The sequence below is a fragment of the Winogradskyella undariae genome, from assembly GCF_013285155.1.
GTDB classification, from domain to species: domain Bacteria; phylum Bacteroidota; class Bacteroidia; order Flavobacteriales; family Flavobacteriaceae; genus Winogradskyella; species Winogradskyella undariae.
On record NZ_JABTEL010000001.1, the window covers coordinates 35,775 to 55,034 of the forward strand.

At 31.3% G+C, this 19,260-nt stretch carries 15 protein-coding genes; 6 read left to right on the forward strand and 9 right to left on the reverse strand.

Going from position 1 to position 19,260, the window contains the following annotated elements; all coding sequences use genetic code 11:
- Positions 1-85: 85 nt before the first annotated feature.
- The 3 genes from serS to HSX10_RS00160 all read right to left on the reverse strand — a co-directional run bounded on the left by serS (position 86) and on the right by HSX10_RS00160 (position 3,751).
- Complete coding sequence (gene serS, locus HSX10_RS00150; protein ID WP_173586172.1) at positions 86-1,360, reverse strand: serine--tRNA ligase; 1,275 nt, start codon at positions 1,358-1,360, stop codon at positions 86-88.
- Between the two features lie 175 nt (positions 1,361-1,535).
- The gene (locus tag HSX10_RS00155; RefSeq protein WP_173586173.1) at positions 1,536-2,849 is read right to left on the reverse strand and encodes an HTTM domain-containing protein; all 1,314 of its coding nucleotides are present in this window, start codon (positions 2,847-2,849) and stop codon (positions 1,536-1,538) included.
- A complete protein-coding gene (locus tag HSX10_RS00160; protein ID WP_217363212.1) occupies positions 2,846-3,751 on the reverse strand; it encodes a bifunctional riboflavin kinase/FAD synthetase in 906 nt (301 codons plus the stop codon). Before HSX10_RS00160 ends, HSX10_RS00155 begins: the two co-directional genes overlap by 4 nt.
- 94 nt (positions 3,752-3,845) lie before the next feature.
- On the opposite strand from HSX10_RS00160, the gene HSX10_RS00165 reads away from it, so the two are divergent.
- Positions 3,846-7,157, forward strand: a complete 3,312-nt coding sequence (locus tag HSX10_RS00165; protein ID WP_173586174.1) for a zinc-dependent metalloprotease — start codon at positions 3,846-3,848, stop codon at positions 7,155-7,157.
- A gap of 56 nt (positions 7,158-7,213) precedes the next feature.
- Here HSX10_RS00165 and pth read toward each other — a convergent pair whose 3' ends face one another.
- The 6 genes from pth to HSX10_RS00195 form a co-directional block, all read right to left on the reverse strand.
- Positions 7,214-7,846 (reverse strand): aminoacyl-tRNA hydrolase, encoded by a 633-nt coding sequence (pth, locus tag HSX10_RS00170; RefSeq protein ID WP_173586175.1) that lies wholly within the window; start codon positions 7,844-7,846, stop codon positions 7,214-7,216.
- Between the two features lie 109 nt (positions 7,847-7,955).
- A complete protein-coding gene (locus HSX10_RS00175) occupies positions 7,956-10,607 on the reverse strand; it encodes a carboxypeptidase-like regulatory domain-containing protein (protein WP_254453180.1) in 2,652 nt (883 codons plus the stop codon).
- 50 nt (positions 10,608-10,657) lie between these two features.
- A complete protein-coding gene (locus HSX10_RS00180; protein WP_173586177.1) occupies positions 10,658-11,386 on the reverse strand; it encodes a GLPGLI family protein in 729 nt (242 codons plus the stop codon).
- A gap of 73 nt (positions 11,387-11,459) precedes the next feature.
- Entirely contained in the window at positions 11,460-11,702 is a 243-nt protein-coding gene (locus HSX10_RS00185) for a hypothetical protein (protein ID WP_173586178.1), read from the reverse strand.
- Positions 11,703-11,841: 139 nt separating this feature from the next.
- Positions 11,842-12,555 carry a GLPGLI family protein gene (locus tag HSX10_RS00190; protein WP_173586179.1) on the reverse strand — a complete coding sequence of 238 codons (714 nt, stop codon included), beginning with the start codon at positions 12,553-12,555 and terminating at the stop codon, positions 11,842-11,844.
- 8 nt (positions 12,556-12,563) lie between these two features.
- The gene (locus HSX10_RS00195) at positions 12,564-12,806 is read right to left on the reverse strand and encodes a hypothetical protein (RefSeq protein ID WP_173586180.1); all 243 of its coding nucleotides are present in this window, start codon (positions 12,804-12,806) and stop codon (positions 12,564-12,566) included.
- A gap of 947 nt (positions 12,807-13,753) precedes the next feature.
- Here HSX10_RS00195 and HSX10_RS00200 point away from each other — a divergent pair.
- The 5 genes from HSX10_RS00200 (at position 13,754) to pgi (ending at position 19,252) form a co-directional block, all read left to right on the forward strand.
- Positions 13,754-14,230: a CCC motif membrane protein gene (locus HSX10_RS00200; protein ID WP_173586181.1), complete on the forward strand. Its 477-nt coding sequence runs from the start codon at positions 13,754-13,756 to the stop codon at positions 14,228-14,230.
- A 323-nt stretch (positions 14,231-14,553) separates the two neighbouring features.
- Positions 14,554-15,336: a DUF3108 domain-containing protein gene (locus HSX10_RS00205; protein ID WP_173586182.1), complete on the forward strand. Its 783-nt coding sequence runs from the start codon at positions 14,554-14,556 to the stop codon at positions 15,334-15,336.
- Between the two features lie 7 nt (positions 15,337-15,343).
- Positions 15,344-16,276, forward strand: coding sequence for a tryptophan 2,3-dioxygenase family protein (locus HSX10_RS00210; RefSeq protein ID WP_173586183.1), 933 nt, complete (start codon positions 15,344-15,346; stop codon positions 16,274-16,276).
- A gap of 13 nt (positions 16,277-16,289) precedes the next feature.
- On the forward strand, positions 16,290-17,597 hold the full coding sequence (locus HSX10_RS00215) for a peptidoglycan DD-metalloendopeptidase family protein (protein ID WP_173586184.1): 1,308 nt from the start codon (positions 16,290-16,292) through the stop codon (positions 17,595-17,597).
- Between the two features lie 8 nt (positions 17,598-17,605).
- On the forward strand, positions 17,606-19,252 hold the full coding sequence (gene pgi / locus HSX10_RS00220; protein ID WP_173586185.1) for a glucose-6-phosphate isomerase: 1,647 nt from the start codon (positions 17,606-17,608) through the stop codon (positions 19,250-19,252).
- The last annotated feature ends 8 nt before the right edge of the window (positions 19,253-19,260 follow it).

A 19,260-nucleotide genomic window follows, 5' to 3' on the forward strand; every position in this document is an offset into this window, starting at 1 on the left:
AAAATAATATGTTTAAAACGAAGAACTGTTAATATATCCGTTGAAATACATTTAATTTTAACATTTGCACTTTTGTAGCGTTATATTATTCTGAAATAATATCAAAACCAGTATAAGGAATTAATGCTTCAGGAATTTTAATACCATCTTCTGTTTGGTAATTCTCTAAGATTCCGGCTAATACTCTTGGTAAGGCTAAAGAACTCCCATTTAATGTGTGGCATAATTCGTTTTTACCTTCACTATTTTTAAATCGTAATTTTAAACGATTAGCTTGAAAAGTTTCAAAATTAGAGATTGAAGAAATTTCTAACCAACGGTCTTGCGCTGTTGAGAATACTTCAAAATCATAAGTTAATGCAGATGTAAATCCTAAATCACCACCACATAATCTTAGAATTCTGTATGGTAATTTTAAATCTTGTAGAATTCCTTTTACATGTTCTACCATGCTTTCTAAGGCTTTGTAAGAATTGTCAGGATGTTCAACACGAAGTATTTCAACTTTATCAAATTGGTGTAACCTATTAAGTCCTCTTACATGAGCACCATAACTACCGGCTTCACGTCTAAAACAAGGTGTATAACCTGTGATACTTATAGGTAGATCATTTTCATTTAAAAGTGTGTCTCTAAAAATGTTAGTAGCAGGGACTTCAGCAGTTGGTATTAAGTATAAATTATCTGCTGTAACATGGTACATTTGTCCTTCTTTATCTGGTAATTGACCTGTTCCAAAACCAGAAGCTTCATTCACTAAATGTGGTACTTGATATTCTGTATAACCTGCTTCTGTGTTTTTATCTAAAAAATAAGCGATTAATGCACGTTGTAACCTTGCACCTTTACCAATATAAACAGGGAAACCGGCTCCGGTAATTTTGTTACCTAATTCGAAATCTATAATGTTGTATTTTTTTGCTAATTCCCAATGTGGTAAAGCACCTTCATGTAATTTAGGAATATCTCCTTCTCTAAAGGTTTCTTCATTGTCTTCATCTGTATTACCAGCTGGTACAATAGGGTTTGGTACATTAGGAATTCTGTACAATAACTGAGAAAGTGCATAGACTTTATCTCCAAGATGCTGTTCTAATTCCTTAGTTGTTTCTTTTAATTGTGTTGTTTTTTCTTTTAAAATATTGGCTTTTTGTACTTCGCCAGATTTAAAAAGATTTCCTATTTCTTTGGATAATGTGTTAGATTCTGCTTTTGTATTGTCTAATTTAGTCTGTATCGCTTTGCGATCTTCGTCTAAAGCAATCGCTTCATTAATCATTTCTGTAGCATCAATATTTCGTTTTGCTAAACGTGCAATGATGTCTTCTTTATTCTCTTGTATAAAAGCAACTTGTAACATATCTTTATTTTAGGTATTTAACCAATTGTATTCAGTATACAACAAGCTACAAAAGTAAAAAGAAAATGAGCAAGAAAAAATATAAATTAGTCTATTTTAATTGAAGTATTCATTTAACTAATAGCTGCTATTTTTAATGCTGCTTTTTAACGCGAAATTTTAATTTTGAGTCATGTTAATCTAATTTTGAAGGCAGAATCCAATCTTCATGTTTAAAAGGATGCCATTCTTCATTTGCAATATCTACTTCTGGGTCTATAAATCGTTGCGAAGGTCTGCCATTAACTCCTACAAATGAATTTACATAAACCTTTACCGGAATCCCCTTTTTAGCAAAATCTTGTTTAATATACTTAGAAAATTGCCATATTACATCGGGTTTTGTACTGGCTCCCCGTTGTTGTTTTTTAGTCAAAAAATAATTTATATTAAAAGGGATCATTTTATTTGTATTGGCATCAATTACTTTGTAGGTTATTCTAGCTTGTTTGCTGCGTAACATCATTCTCCAGGATAGTCTATGGCCTTCTTCTGTCCATAAAACATCATCTTTAAAAAAGTGATTTCTTAACGGTAATCCTATTTGAAAACAAAAATAAATTAAAAAGAAAGAAACCAATACTTTACTGTATTTAGGGATAATAACCTCGTTAGTATCGTAGTAATCTTTTTGTTTTAAGAATATGTTTCTAACAATTTTAGGTTCAAAAAAGAATAAACAAAAAGCTAAAGACATATATGGAAATATACCGACTTGAAAAACGATTGAATTAAATAAATGAAAGAAAATTGAACCGTAAAACGCATATTTACGAGTGGGCTTAAATAATAACAGAGGAATGATTAATCCGTCAAATAAAATTCCTCCATAAGCCAAAAAGAGATGAGTGGTTTTCTCTTGTAAAAGATCGCCAATAAGAATATAGTTTTCTTTTCTTTTCATAAATATTTCCATCACAGTGCCGTCTAACCAATCTGGGTAGATTTTTGCTTTTGAAGCATAGGTGTAAAGAATAAGAAGCTGAACTATAAAAAGCCACTTACACCAATTTGGCATCGAAATACTTTTTAGAGAAGGGTTTAGTTTAACATCTATTGAGGCATAGCGATTTGCTGGTAATAAAGCCATTAAAAAGCTCAATAACATTAGTAAATAATAATGATTGTTATAAGAGGTTTTTTGCATTAGGTACGTGGCTGTCCACATTAAAGCAAATACCAGTATGCTGGTTCTGTATTTATAGCCTAACATAATAAAAATTGCAAAAATACCCATCATAGCGTAGTAAACATACATCCAATTCCCTGGAAGTGGTTGTAACCATTCGAACCCAATAAAAGAAAATGTAAATTTAGGATCTATTAAATTGCGTTTTACCCAACCTGTAAAAATAGCACCAAAGGCCTCTAGGAAGCATAGAAACCCAAATATTATTCTAAAAACAATTAATCCGGAATTGTCTATGTGCTTAAAGAGGAACTTATTCATATTAAATTATTTATGAAATTGTGGGCATTAACCATATCGTTTTTAAGTTGAATTTTTAATGCTTCAAGGTTCTCGAATTTTTGTTCGCTACGTAAACGTTTTAAAAATTCAATTCTTATTTCTATATCGTAAAGATCTTTATTAAAATCGAAAAAATGAACTTCTATAGAGCGTGTTTTGCCATCCACAGTGGGGTTAGTACCTATATTCATCATTCCGTAAACAGTTTCATTGTCGATCATAGATTTTACAATGTAAACACCGTCATTTGGTATTAATTTATAAGTTGCAGTTACATCAATATTTGCTGTAGGGAACTCTATAGTTCTACCAAGTTCTTTTCCTTTTATAACAGTTCCTGTAATAAAGAAATTATACCCTAAATACGAATTTGCTAAATCTACTTTTCCTTGGTTTAAAGCGGCTCTGATTTTTGTAGAACTTATGGTAACGTCTTCTATGTCTTGAGCCGTTATTTCTTCGACTTTAAAATCTAATTGATTAGCAAATGCTCTAAGGTCTTTAATATTAGCACTTCTGTTTTTGCCAAAATGATGATCGTAACCAATAACAATTTGCTTGGTGTTTAATTCATCTACTAAAATTTTTTGTACGTAATCTTCAGCAGATAAATTAGCGAATTCTTTGGTGAATTCTTTTACAATAACCTCCTTGATTCCTAATGTTTTTAATAGTTTAACACGTTCTTCTATGGTGTTTAAAAGTCTAATAGAATTGTCTTTTTGAAGCACCATTCTTGGATGCGGAAAAAGTGTTAATACCACAGGGGTATAACCTTGCTTTTCTGCAAGTTTTACGACCCGTTTTAGTATTTTTTGATGCCCGATGTGTACACCATCAAAGGTGCCTATTGTTGTGACTTTTGGCGAATTATTCGTCAAGTTTTGCGTTTTATGAGTTATTGATGTTAAATTTAAATGTATATCTGTAAAAAAACATAAATTCGGAGAATTATAATTTTTTACTCAAACACTTATGAAAACAAAACTACATTTTGTTTTGTCATTATCCTTCTTTTTAACTGTATTTTCGGTAATGGCTCAGCAGAGTTACTGGCAAAAAACAGAAAAAAATCAATTAAGGATTAATGGTAATACAACGACTCTTAATTCAAAATTTTATCAAACATATCAATTAGATATTGATAGTTTTAAAGCGAAACTTGTTAATGCACCATTAAGATCTGCATCAACTTCTGCATCTAATATTACAATATACCTTCCTAATGTAAAAGGAGAATTAGAACCTTTTTCAGTTGTTGAAACAAGGCTTTTGTCTAAAGAATTAACGGAATTACATCCAAATATTAAAACGTATTTAGGGTTTAGTAAAAAGACGCCAGGTGTAAGAGCTCGTTTTAGTGTAACACCACAAGGCTTGCAAAGTATGGTGACTTACCCTGGGGATGATATGAATTTCTTAGTACCTCAAAGCAAAACAGATTCAACGTCTTATATTGTTTATAGTAGAGCAGCACGAGAAGAGGGATATAAAGATTTTGAATGTTTAACGGAAGATTTCGCTGTAAAAAAGAAAGGTACAACGAACAGCAATAGAGATGCAAATGATCAATTGCTAAGGACGTTTAGAATAGCCATATCTACAACTGCAGAATATACTAATTTTTGGGATGACGGTAATGCTGCTAATGGAAATGCTCAAGAAGATGCTTTAGCTCAGGTAGTTTCAACTTTAAATAGACTTAATGAAGTATTTGAGGTTGATATGGCAGTGTCTTTCACTTTAGTTACAGGTGAAGAGATTATATATGTAGATGAAGACGACGATCCTTATACAGGAAGTTATAATTCAGAATTACAGTCAACATTAACAAGTGTAATCGGCGAAGAAAACTATGATATTGGGCATTTATTTGCTTATGATAATAATAACGGTAATGCAGGTTGTATTGGTTGCGTTTGTGTAGATGGTTCTAAAGGAAGTGGTTTTTCAGCACATGAGTTTACGGATAATAACGGAGGTCCTTATATGACTGATTTTTTTGATATTGATTATGTACCACATGAAATGGGTCACCAAATGGGAGCAAATCATACATTTTCTAATTCTTCTGAAGGAACAGGTGTAAATGCAGAACCAGGTAGTGGTACAACTATAATGGGGTATGCTGGAATTACTGGTAGTAATGATGTACAGGATCATTCGGATCCTTATTTTCATTATTATAGTATTACACAAATTTTAAATAATTTAGAAAGTAGAACTTGCTGGCTTGGTACTGCTATTGTTAACAATGCGCCAATAGCAGATGCGGGTTCAGATTATACTATCCCTATGGGAACTGCTTTTGTGCTTAAAGGTGATGCAACAGACACTGACACAGATGATGTGCTAACCTATACTTGGGAGCAAATAGATGATGGTGTATCGTCATTTTCAAATTTTGGTCCAGATAAGACTTCAGGAGCTGTTTGGAGATCACGACCTCCAAGTACCTCAAAGGATCGTTATATGCCGATAATTGAACGTGTAGTTTCTGGTGAATTAACAGAATCTAACCCTGTTGAAACAACTGATAACACTTCTTGGGAGACTGTGTCTAATGTTGCAAGATCTTTAAATTTTGCACTAACAGTTAGAGATAGAAGTGAGGGTAATGGCATTGGTTTAACACCTCAAAGCGATTTTGATACTATGCTTGTAAATGTAGATGCAACAGTAGGTCCGTTTGTTGTAACATCTCAATCTGCCAATGAAACTTGGGATGCTGAATCTAGCCAGGTCGTTACTTGGGATGTTGCAGGTACAGATACAGGTAACGTAAATACATCAACAGTTAATATTTTGCTATCTACTGATGGTGGATATACGTATCCTTACCTTTTGGTTTCTGCTGTTCCTAATGATGGAGAACAGATCATAACAGTGCCTATCATTAATGGAGGTTCTTCTACTGTTAGGGTAAAAGTTGAAGCGAATGATAATATTTTTTATGCTATAAATTCAACAAATTTTAGTATTCAAGAAGCTGAATTTGTATTGAATTATGAAGAAAATAGGGTTGCGGTTTGTTCTCCTGATGATGCCGTGTTTAATTTTACTTATAATACCGTCTCAGGGTTTTCTGCAACAACGACATTTAGTGCTCAAGGGTTGCCAACAGGAGCCTCGGTATTATTTTCGCCTTCAGTTGCTAGTGTGGATGATACAATGGTAATGGTAAATGTAAGTGGAATAGAAAATTTAGCTGCAGGTAATTATCCTTTTACAATAGAAGCAACATCGGGATCAATAATAAAGACGATCGATTTAGATTTTGATGTATTTACTTCTAATTTTTCTCCATTAAATTTATTAACTCCTACTAATGGATCTGCAGGTGTTTTAGTAGGTTCAGTTGTTTTTACTTGGGAAGAAGATGTTAACGCAACATCTTATGAGATTGATATTGCTACAGATTCTGAATTTACAGATGTTATAGAGACTTCTGTTATTAACAGTCCAACTTATACAATATCTACTTTAAGTTTAATGACTTCTTATTTTTGGAGAGTTAGAGGTATAAATGATTGTGCATTGGGTGGTTTTTCGGTAAATAATTTTACGACATCAAGTGTAGATTGTGATTTTTATAGTTCTTTAGATACTCCAATTAATATTTCTGCAGCAGGAAACGTAACTTATACGTCTATATTAAATATTGTAGAAGAAGGAGTTATTACAGATGTCGCTGTTTTAATAAATATTAGTCATACTTATACTAGTGATTTAGATATCTCTTTAACAAGTCCAAGTGGAACAACAATAGAATTATCAACAGATAATGGAGGGAATGAAAATAATTATACCGAAACAATATTTGATTCAGAGGCTTCTGCATCTATTGTTAATGCTTCTGCTCCATTTACGGGTAGCTTTTTGCCTGAAGGAGATTTGTCATTATTATATGGTGAGCCTTCTGCAGGAAATTGGGTTTTAACAGTGGTAGATGATACGGCACTAGATGGTGGTTCAATTGAAGAATTTACATTAGATTTATGTTTAGAGCCAACCTTATCGGTTGATGAAGTAGCTTTAGATTCTGATTTAACTATTTATCCTAATCCTAATAATGGTTCTTTTAATATTTTAATCGGTAACCCACAATCTACTAAAATAAAAATTGCTGTTTACGATATTAATGGAAGAAGAATCTTTGAAGAGCAATTTAATGCCAATCAAAGCTTTGATGAAAAAATAGATTTAAACCAAGTACAGTCTGGTGTCTATTTAATTAAAATTACAGATGGTCTTTTTGAAAGTATTAAGAAGATTGTAGTTAACTAATATTAAAATATTTTAACTTAAAAAGCGGTCTAAATTAAATTTTTAGACCGCTTTTTTTATTTTCCATTAAATTGATTCATAGTTGTGTTAACTCCGGCTAAAGCAAAAGATTTTACAAGTTCTGCCGAAATTTTTAAGCGCTCCTTAAGTTGTGTGTTTTCTTCATCGGTCCATTCGCCTAAAACATAATCAATTTGTCGGCCTGTGCTAAATGCATCACTAATACCAAATCTAAAACGGTTATAGCTTCCAGTTTGTAATTTATCTTGTGTGTCCTTTAGGCCGTTATGGCCTCCGGCACTACCTTTGGTTTTTAGTCTAAGCGATCCAAAAGGAAGATTTAAATCATCGGTTATAACGAGTAGATTTTCTAAAGGTATTTTTTCTTTCTCTAGCCAATATTTTATAGCCTTTCCACTAAGGTTCATAAATGTACTAGGCTTTAAAAGGATTAAAGTTCTTCCCTTTATTTTTAATGTAGCAACATCACCAAGTTTTACTGTTTCAAAGAGAATGTCATTTGTTTCGGCTAAATAATCAAGAATTTTAAAGCCAATGTTGTGTCTGGTGTTTGCATATTTTTCGCCTATGTTTCCTAAGCCTACGATTAAGAATTTTTTCATTTTATCTTCTTCTGTGCGTTCTGTTTTGTTACTAAAACCAAACCATGTTTTTATAAAACTATACATACTGTATTTCTAGTTTGTACAAAAATAAAAAGAAGTTGACTAAAAACTAATTATATCGTTATGGTCTTTGGTTTGTGGATTTAGTTTTTGAAGCTGTTTATATACAGACTTACAATTTGTAGCTCACTTTAAACATCAGAATACGAGGTAGAATAAATGTTCTACTATCACTAATTACAAAAGCGTTGAACGAATTCTGTTGTTTAAAACGTGTATCAAAAAGGTTAGTAGCATTTATCTCAAATCCCCAAGGACTATCTTCAATTTGGTAGAATAACGATGCATTTGCCGTGTCAAAAGTGGTTTTGGTATCGAGACTTTTGTTGTTGTAATTATCAAAGGTATAATCTGCTTTAAAGATAAAATCCTTTAAAAAATCGTATTCTAAGATGACTTCTAATTGGTCATTTTCAAAATTAGAGACGTTATTTAAGGCTTTATAGTTATTAAAATCTTTGGTGTAATTAATCTCTACGTTGGGATAATTTTTAAAAGATGTTTCTATGCCAATGGTGGAAGCGATAGATTTTGAAATATTAAGATTGGTTTCGTCATTTAAAATTTGATAAAAATCATTATAACTAAAACGATTACTCAGGTTATAGCTAATTTTATTTATTTTTTTTGAAATGCGCCCACTAAGCACCCAGTTATGTTCTGGCTGATCAAACATAGTGGTTGTGTTAAAGGATTCTATACCATTAAGTTCAGAAACTGTTTTTATAGTTTTTAAGCGTTTATTAAAACTGGTGTTTAAGTTAAAGTTAAGACCTCTAAACAAACTAAATTTATAATAACTCAATGTTGCAGAATGATACAACTGATTTTCTAGTTGATTATTGCCTCTATAAACACTATTAAAATTTGAGAGTACAAAATTATTAGCTAATTGGTTAATACCAGGAAAGCGAGCATTCAGTTTGTATTTAAAATTGAGTTTTTCGCTATTATTAAATTCTACTTTTGTTGTGAATTGTGGCAAAACTAGATTTTTAGAAAACGTTTCTGAGTCTTCAAACTGTTGCGTTCGCCATAAATACCCATGATAAAACACAGCGGGTTTAAACGTGGCAATGCCAATTTGAAATTTATATTCTAATCCCAAATAGGTGTCTATAAAACTATAGCCAAAATCATTGCCAAAACCAGCAGAGCTAAAATTATTAATACTACCATCATTAAGTAATTGTACATCTTCATTGTAGAAATCGTTAAAAGATGTATTAACGCCTAAACTTGTATAGAGGTGGTTAAAGTTATTAATTACCCAATAGTCTTTTATAATGGCGTTAAAATTATGCGACGTTGATCTTTTAGTCTGTAGAATATTGTAAACAGCATCATCTTCCAAAGGAATTAAGCCTTGTAAAATCTGCTGATTAGTTAGCCACTCGGTAATCGGTTTATCATTCTGAAAATTATAAGTCGCTTCTAAGGTTGCTGTGTGCGCTTTAGATAATTTGCGACTGTAAGTAATGTTTTGTTTTAGATTAAGTGCCGTAACATCTGTTAAAGTCGTAATGCTATTGTTTTGGTCTGGGTTCATTGTATTTACAAAACCATGACTATCATTATTGGTCACCTTAACAAAAGCGTTATAAGCAAAATCTTCTTTATAACTTGGGTCGTAATCTATGGTTACTTTACCAATGGTAAAAAAGTTGTTGAGATTATTGGCAACTGTTCTATCTTCAGTAAAAGGGTCTGCAATATTTTGGTAAGAATTTAGCGTATTGCTAGCTGTTTGGGTCTTAGAGTTAGATGTAATTAAATAACCACTAATATCTGTATGTTTAGAAACGGATTGCCTAATATTTAAAGCTCCAAATTGGTTAGTATTATCTGTAAAATCTTGGTTATTGAGGTATTGCGCAAAATCGCTATTAAATAAACTAAAATAATTACCAGCATCATCTAGTAGTTTACCAAAACCACCTTCAAATTCTAAATAATCTCTAAAACTAAAACTTTTTATTCCTTGGTTGTTTAAGTCGCCTATAAAATTAACATTGGTTTTTGGGCTGTAATAAAACAAATTAGGATGCAACAAATATCGCTCTTCAATGCCAGCACCAGCTTCTATATCACCAAACACAAATTTCTTTTTGTCTTCTTTTAATAAGATATTCATTGCCATATCCTCAGAGTCTTGCAAGCCTTTTAGCATAGCCACCTCATTGTAATTATCTAAAACTTCTATTTTTTCTACGGCATCTGCTGGTATATTATTTACAGCCAATTTACTATTGCCTGTAAAAAAGGTTTTGTTTTCTACTAAGACTTTGGTTACTTTTTTGCCATTTACCATCACATTACCTGCTCTATCTACTTCTACGCCTGGTAATTTTTTTAAAGCATCTCTTAGTTTGCGTTCTTCTCCAGTTACAAATTTAGAAACATCGTAAGTGATGGTGTCTTTTTTTACGGTTATTGGTGGTGTGTATTTTATGTTAACCTCGTCTAGTTGGTCTGGGTTTTCTTTGAGGATGAAGTTTTTAGAGAGGTTTTGGTCTGTGGTAGTTATAATAATCGTTTGTGGTTTGTAGCCCAAATAACTTACCGTGAGTTCGTAGGTTTGGTTTTTTGCTAAGCCAAGTTTGTAGCTGCCATCGTTTTCGGTGATGGCGAATTTAACGTCTTGGTCGTCTGCTTTGGGGATGGCTAGGATGTTGGAGTAGCTTAGAGGGTTTTGTAAGGTGTCTGATACTTTACCTGAGACTTTGATTTGTTGGGCATTAATAAAAGAAGAAAATCCTGCCAAAAATATCAGGATTACAACAATATATTTTGATGAAAATTTTAACAAAGCTTTCAATATTTATTTTTTCTGTTTGCATATTGTTTAGCAACTATACTGCTAAATTCATCTTCAGAAACTTTTTCGCCTTTTGTAGGCAATTCTATATCGATTGTTTTATCCTTTTTAAAGAATTCTATTTTTTTCAAAGACGTTATGATGCCATTATTATTAAGCTGTAGAATTAAACCTGGCAATCCCCCATAACCATCTGGCCCATAAGGTATTGGAATTTCTGGCGCATACCAAGCTATAACTTCTAATTCGTGTTTGCCTTTAAGGTTGTTTATAATAATAGTGGTTTTTGCTTTATAACACAGGTAATTATCAATTTGTAATGTGTCTTTAGTTAAAATCCAGTCTATTTTATTTTTTTTTATAAGGTAATTCACACCAGCGAATTCTAGTTCGTGTAAAACTATTTCAGAACTACTATCAAAGAATATAGTGCCTTTGAAATTAGCAACCCCTTCTGTCATTGCTTTGACAATAGGATTTACATTACTGTTTAACGATTTATTTTTTTTGTAAAAAGCTTCTCTATCATTAAATACTAATTGATATTCGTGCGTTTCAAGATTTTCTAATATTTTTTTAATAGATTGATCTATATCATCTGAAGTGCCTGATTTATTAATACTTAACGATTCTAATTGTTTACCATAAACCGCATTACCTATTTGGCAAAACATTGATATAGAAAAAAAGTAAAATATTAAGAATGAAATATATTTTTTAGCCATAAGCGCATATTTGTAAAAGACAGTTAAAATTTCACCTTTAACTGTCTGGATAATTTATTGATTCCAATCCTCTTTATTGCCCTCCAGCTTCGTTACAAGCATCATATGCTGCTGCAAACACATTATATGCTGCCATATCTGATGGAATGATTTGAAGTCTATTGGCCATATCGTTCATGAAATTTTGTTCAGCAGAAGCAGCTACATCAAAACAAGTTCCACTATCTAAATCCTCGTTTTGTGTATTCGCATTTACCATTAATGAACTACTCATAAACATTACCACAGCCATAAGGCTAAAAATTCTTTTCTTCATAATTTAAGATTTAAACCTATCATATTTTTAACGAAAGGTTGATTAGTAAATAATTTTCCCTAGTTAACTATAGGGATAATAGTTTTTGAAAAACAAGTTGCTTTTAACTCGTCAAACATATTGCTCAGAAACAAATATTTTAATTTTTAAAATATTCTTCAGCTTTTTTGTTCATTTCATCTATAAGCTTATCAGCCTGTTTTTCAGTAATTAATTGATCTTGATTTGGTACTTCAATTTTTATATCTTTATCGGTATATTCAATTTTTTTTACATAAAGGGAATAATTTTTTTCTTTTATTTCAAATATTAAACCTGGTAAGCCATCGTAAACTACTGGGCCATATGACAATGAGATTTTTGGTGCATACCAAGCTTCAACGATTTCACCTTTATTTTTTCCATATTCTATTTCTCCGATTGCTTTTAAACAAATATAATTTCCGATTTTTTTCTTCTCATTAACTAAATTCCAACTTACTCTTTTTTCGACATCAACTTTTAAGTTTTTGTCTAAAATATTGTAATCATGAATTAATTTATTTTTACTCTTTATATAAATTCCTTCGATGTTAAGAATTTGATTAATTGTTAATAAGTCCAATTTTGATATCGATGGATCATTATATTCGTCTTTTTTGAAAATAGATAAACCTTTAGTTTCATTAACCATTAAAATGTAATTTATTAAATTAGATTTGCTTAATGAACTTTTTAAGATTTTTTTAAAATTTTCAGGTCCTTTGAGTGTGTCAAAATCAATCGAAATGTTTGATTCGTAGTGAATTTCAATATTTGATTGTGAAAATGAACATATAGGAATAATTAGAAATATGAAGTACAATTTTTTCATAAGTATGTTTAAGCTTGTTGATTAAATCTGTTTGCTTTTTCTTGTTCGCACAACTCAGCGTATAATAATGTCATTTGCACTCTTTGAATCGCGGTCGCACCTGTTACAGAACCCCACCATTGAGCATAATAATGCCCTTGCTCAAAACAGGAGGTGGCTTCGAGTTCATAGCTTTTATTATCCATTTTAGAAGCATTCATGCTTCCCATAAACATTACCACAGCCATAAGGCTAAATACTTTTTTCTTCATAATTTAAGACTTTAAACCCATCACATTTTTTAAGATAGGTTGGTTAATAACTAATGTCTCCCTAAAATTTAGGGAATAGAAGTCTTTTAAATTTAGAAGTCATTTGTTCTCTCATTAAGAAAATGAGAAGTAGAAGTCATTTTTTTTGCTATTGTATTCTTTAACAAAATAAAAAGCTTGCGCAAGTTATATGTTTAAACATTTTTTTGTTGGTTGAAACATAAAGAGTGATTTCTAAATTGCTCTAAATGTGGTTTCCAACGCTGTAAATCTAAAAATAAAAAATAGAAGTAGCCAAGGGAATTATGAGAATTTTCTATCAATTTTAAGTTTACGGTTTTTCCGTAATTACGCTGTGGAAAAACCGTAATTAAAATCGTGAGATAATTAAAAATTTAACAGTTTTGAGTTTGAGTTTTGACGTTAAATTTTTGTGGGTGAATATGTTGTTGCGGTTTTTAAAATAGAATCAATCTTTAAAATTAGGGATTTCAAATAATCATTCACAATAGAGTCTATAAATCTTTATATCATAACACACTTACTATTAGGGGTTTGGGTAAATATATCTTCTAAAGGGCCACATCCTCTAGATAAATTGAAATCATTTTGGTAGTTATTGTCAAGGTTTTTCATTTCAAAATTAATAGATGTTGCTTTTTTATTTTTAAGTTGAAAACAATTAATAGATCATTTAAAATAAATCCAAAAGAGTATAGAGGCAAGGAATTGAAACTGTTTTGGTCTAGAAAAAAAATCACTTTTATTCCATCATAACAAAGTATTCAGAATAAATATGCATTTTTGTACTTTCAAATTTGTTAATTCCTAGTGATTTTGAGTGCAATCTAAAGGTTTTAATACTCAAATATTTTAAATAGAGATTATTTTTAATCCTGGTAAGAACATTAATTAGTAAACAATAAAATTCAAATAAAAACTTAAAGATGAATCAAAACAAATTACCTGCAGATCCATTAGCACTTATTTTAGGAATATTAGCATTAGTTATGGGTATTGCTGGTTGTTGCTGTTATGGTATTACGGCAATTATTCCATTAGCAATGTCTATTATTGGTCTGGTGATGGCAAATAAAAGTTTAAGAGAGTTTGGCGAAAACCCAGAGGCTTTCAATCCACAGTCTAGAAGTAATGTAAATACCGCAAGGATTATAAATATTATTGCCATTGTACTTAATGGTTTAGTAGTTCTTTTTGCACTTGCTGCACTTGCTTTTTATGGTACTTTAGTTTCATCTGCCGTTTTAGATGGTATCCAAAATGGAAATTTTGAAGAAGATGATTATTATTATGAGTCTGAATACGAAACAACTATAGAGCCAGAGAGTTCTGAAAATTGGGATGATGATGCATATATTATAGAAGAAGAAGAGGTAGATTCAGTTCAGGTTGAAGAATTATAAAAAAGAAGAGAGACTTTAAAATACAAAAACGCGTTTAACTTTTTAAAGTTAGACGCGTTTTTTGTTTAAATAAAACTTGATTTTCATTCGCTTAACGCCAACTAAGCTGTTAGGTGATGTTTTAGAAAAGAAATATATGATTGCCTTGTTATTATTACATTTGGAACGGTAATTGTATTTGTGATGCTTGTAACATAAAAAATGCGTCACATTAATTATATTTACAAACTAGAGGTTATGAGTCGAGTAATTTAAGAATAAATTATATCGGAGAGGTAATTAATAGCGAGCGTATGTGACCGTAAATAACTAGATATAAGAACATGAAACATTTATTTACTATCATATTATTTTTTGTGGGATTCCAAGCGCCTAATGGTGAGAAGCAATCTGCTTTTCAAGGTGGCGAATGGTTTAAGTTTGAAATGAGTTATAGTGGTTTTCTAAAAGCAGGTAACGCAACACTATCGGTTAATGAAACAAATTTAAAAGGAAAACCTGTTTACCATGTTGTCGGAAAAGGTTGGACCACCGGTGCTATAAAATGGTTTTTTAAAGTAAAAGACCGCTATGAAAGTTATTTTGATAGAGAAACAGGTGTACCGTATAAATTTATTAGAAAAATAGATGAAGGCGGTCATACCAAAGACATTGAAATTAATTTTGATCATGATTCTAGGTTAGCACAAGTAAAGAATCTTAAGAAAAATGAAATAAGTACAGTTTCTACTGAGAAAGATGTTCAAGATATGGTATCCATGTATTATCATCTTAGAAACAAAATTGATATTCCATCTTTAAAAGTAGGAGATGAAATAAAGACGAATATGTTTTTTGATGAAGAGAATTATGGCTTCAAAATAAAATATTTAGGGAAAGAAATTATTAAGACTGAATTTGGTAAAGTTAAAGCGCTTAAGTTTAGACCTTACGTTATGGCAGGTCGTGTATTTAAAGAAGAAGAAAGCTTAACGTTATGGGTAAGCGAGGATAAAAATAAAATTCCATTAAAAATAAAAGCAGATTTAGCGGTAGGTTCTTTAAGAGCAGAGTTAGTTGCTTTTAAAGGTTTAAAACATCCGTTTGAAATCATTTACAAAGAATAATTTAAATATGTCAGAGCAAAAAAATTACGATGATATTGTAAAAGCGCTTGAAGAAAAGTACGCAAAAATAGATCAAGATACAGACGACCATTTATATGGTCTTCTTTACAGTAAACCCATAACCTATTGGGACTATATACAAACTGATGCTTTGTTGAATCTGCAAATTCAACGTACCACACTTCCAGATGAAATGGTATTTATTGGCTATCATCAAATTAACGAATTACTTTTTAAAATGATTCTTTGGGAAATTGCCCAAGTCGCAGAAAAAGAAGATTTAGACGTTACATTTTTCGAAACCAAACTTATGCGTATCAGTCGTTATTTCGATATGTTGTCAACCTCTTTCAATATTATGAGGGAAGGAATGGATGTGGAGCAATATATGAAATTTAGATACACGCTTACACCAGCCAGTGGTTTTCAAAGTGCACAATATAGGCTTATAGAATTTGCTTCTACTGAATTAATTAATTTAATAGATTATAGATTTAGAAAAGATATTGACAGGGAAACTCCTTTTAATCATGCTTTTGAACATTTATATTGGCAAGCCGCAGGAAAAGACCATAAAACCGGTAAAAAATCCGTGCTTTTAGTTAATTTTGAAAAACGTTATAAAGATGAGTTTTTAAGGTTTATGGAAACCTATAATACTAAGAATCTTTGGACGCGTTTTAAGGAGTTACCAGAGAAAGATCAGAAAAGCAAAACGCTTATAAAAGCAATGCGTCATTACGATTATACGGTTAATGTTTCTTGGGTAATGGCACATTACAATGCAGCAAAACATTACATAGATAGTGGTATTGGAGATGGTGAAGCTACAGGAGGAAGTAATTGGAAAAAATATATGCATCCAAAATATCAGAAGCGTATTTTCTTTCCGGAACTCTGGAGTAAAGAAGAAGTAGAAAATTGGGGAAATAATTTATAAGCGATTAATATTAATGCAATTAAAAAAAAGTTTAGCAATATTCATTATTGCAATTAGTTTATGGTCATGTAAAGATGATGATTCTGCAAAGTCTGCCTACGAAAAAGAACAAGCAGAAATTGCTGAAGAAGAAAAAATTCTAGAATTTGGTTTCGATATCAATAATTACATTGTAAAACGAGACACCATTAAATCTGGTGATAGTTTTGGTGAAATTATGCAACGAAACAATATTGGGTATCCTAATATTTTTCAAATTGCAGAAACGACCAAAGATACTTTTGATATTAGGAACTTGCGTGCTGGTAGACCTTACACATTATTATATTCAAAAGGATCAGAAAAAGATAGTCTCCCAAGTCCAAGTACATTTATCTATCAACCAAATCAAATAGATTATGTTGTTATTGGGTTAAAAGATTCTATTCATGCTTATAAGAGCAGAAAGAAAATAACTTATGTTGAAAAAACAGCAACCGGAGTTATAGAAAGTAGTATTTCTGCAACATTAGAAGAAAAAGGATTGAGCCAAAGATTAGCTTATAAAATGGCCGATGAAATTTATGCATGGACTATAGATTTTAGACGTTTACAAAAAGGGGATCGCTTTAAGGTTATCTACACTGATAAATATATTGATGATACTATTTATGCCGGAATTAAAGATGTGAAAGCTGCTTATTTTGAGCATAACGGAGATTCATTATATGCGTTTCAATTTGAAACCGATTCAATAAAAGGTATTAGAGATTATTTTAATGAAGATGCTAAAAATTTACGTCGTGCCTTCTTAAAAGCACCTGTTCAATTTAGCCGTATTTCTTCGCGCTATAATTTAACAAGACGTATAGCTGTTTATGGTTACAAAGTACGTCCACACAAAGGAACTGATTTTGCAGCACCAATTGGTACGCCTATTATGGCAACAGCTAATGGAACCGTTATAGAGTCTACAAGACGTGGTGGTAATGGTAAATTTGTAAAAATTAGACACAACGCTACTTACAGCACACAATATTTACATATGAGAAATCAAAATGTAAAAAAAGGTGAATATGTTAAACAAGGTGATATTATTGGTTACGTAGGAATGACAGGGAATACTGGAGGACCACACGTATGTTATCGTTTCTGGAAAAACGGAAAACAAGTAGATCCTTTTAAAGAAGAATTACCTGATGCAGAACCAATCTCTGATAGTTTAAAGGTGAAATACTTAGAGTATATTAAACCAATAAGAAAACAACTCGATAATATCTTTTTCTTAGAAGCAGAACCTAAGGAAACTGAAAATACAATAACTGAAGATCCAATTTTATAATTAAAATTATGGCATTAAAAGCAACCAATCCGACCACAACAAAAGCTTGGGGAAAATTACAAGCACATTTTGAAGATATTAAATCTAAACATTTAAAAGATTTATTTAGTTCTGATGCTGAAAGGGCAAACGATCTAACGGTTAAGTGGGATGATTTTTATGCTGATTTTTCTAAAAATAGAATTACAAAAGAAACAGTAAGTTTACTTGTTGAGCTAGCAAATGAACTAGATTTAAAAGATGCTATTTCTAAGTATTTTGATGGAGATATAATTAATGCAACAGAAGGTAGAGCAGTTTTACACACCGCTTTGAGAGCACCAGAAGATGCTGAGGTTTTAGTGGATGGCGAAAATGTTATTCCTGAAATTCATGAGGTAAAACGAAAAATTGAAGCGTTTACAAATTCTGTTGTTAATGGTGATCATAAAGGTTTTACTGGCAAAGCAATCACTGATGTTGTAAATATTGGTATTGGAGGTTCAGATCTTGGGCCAGCAATGGTAGTAGATTCACTACAATATTATAAAAACCAATTAGAAACACATTTTGTTAGTAATGTAGATGGTGATCATTACCAAGAAATTATAAAAAAATTAAATCCAGAGACCACACTTTTTGTAATTGTTTCTAAAACATTTACAACACAAGAAACACTTTCTAATGCTAATTCTATTAGAGCTTGGTTTTTAGAATCTTTACCAAAAGAAGCCGTTTCTAAGCATTTTGTTGCTGTTTCTACAAATATTGAAAGTGTAAAAGCTTTTGGTATTGATGAAGAAAATATTTTCCCGATGAAGGATTGGGTAGGCGGACGATTCTCACTTTGGAGTGCTGTTGGTCTTTCTATAAGTTTAGCTTTAGGTTACAAGCATTTTGAAAGTTTACTAGAAGGAGCGCATAAAATGGATATACATTTTAAAACGGCCGACTTTGATCAAAACATTCCTGTAATTTCAGCATTATTAACCGTTTGGTATAATAACTTCTTTCAATCAGAAAGCGAGGCAATTATTCCTTATACACAATATTTAAACCAGTTTGCAACTTACCTTCAACAAGGTATTATGGAAAGTAATGGTAAAAGTGTAGACAGAGATGGTAACAAAGTAAATTACCAAACAGGTACTTTAATTTGGGGAGAACCAGGAACAAATTCTCAACATGCCTTTTTTCAATTAATTCACCAAGGAACAAAACTTATTCCTACAGATTTTATTGGTTTTGTAAATTCATTATATGGTAATAAGGATCATCATGATAAATTGATGTCTAATTACTTTGCGCAAACAGAAGCTTTAATGAATGGTAAAACAGAAGCAGAAGTTTTAGCTGAATTTGAAGGTAAATCTATGTCTAAAGAAGCAATTTCTACATTGGCACCATTCAAAATATTTGAAGGTAATAAACCAACAACTTCTTTATTAATTCAGAAGCTAACACCAGAGAGTTTAGGGAAATTAATTGCTATGTATGAGCATAAAATATTTGTTCAAGGCATCGTTTGGAACATTTATAGTTACGATCAATTCGGTGTTGAGTTAGGTAAACAACTCGCAAAATCTATACTAGATGAGCTTAATAAAGCCAGTAAAGACGCCAGTCATGATGCGTCTACGCAAAATTTATTGGCTTTTTATATGAGTAATTGTTAAAAATTGTA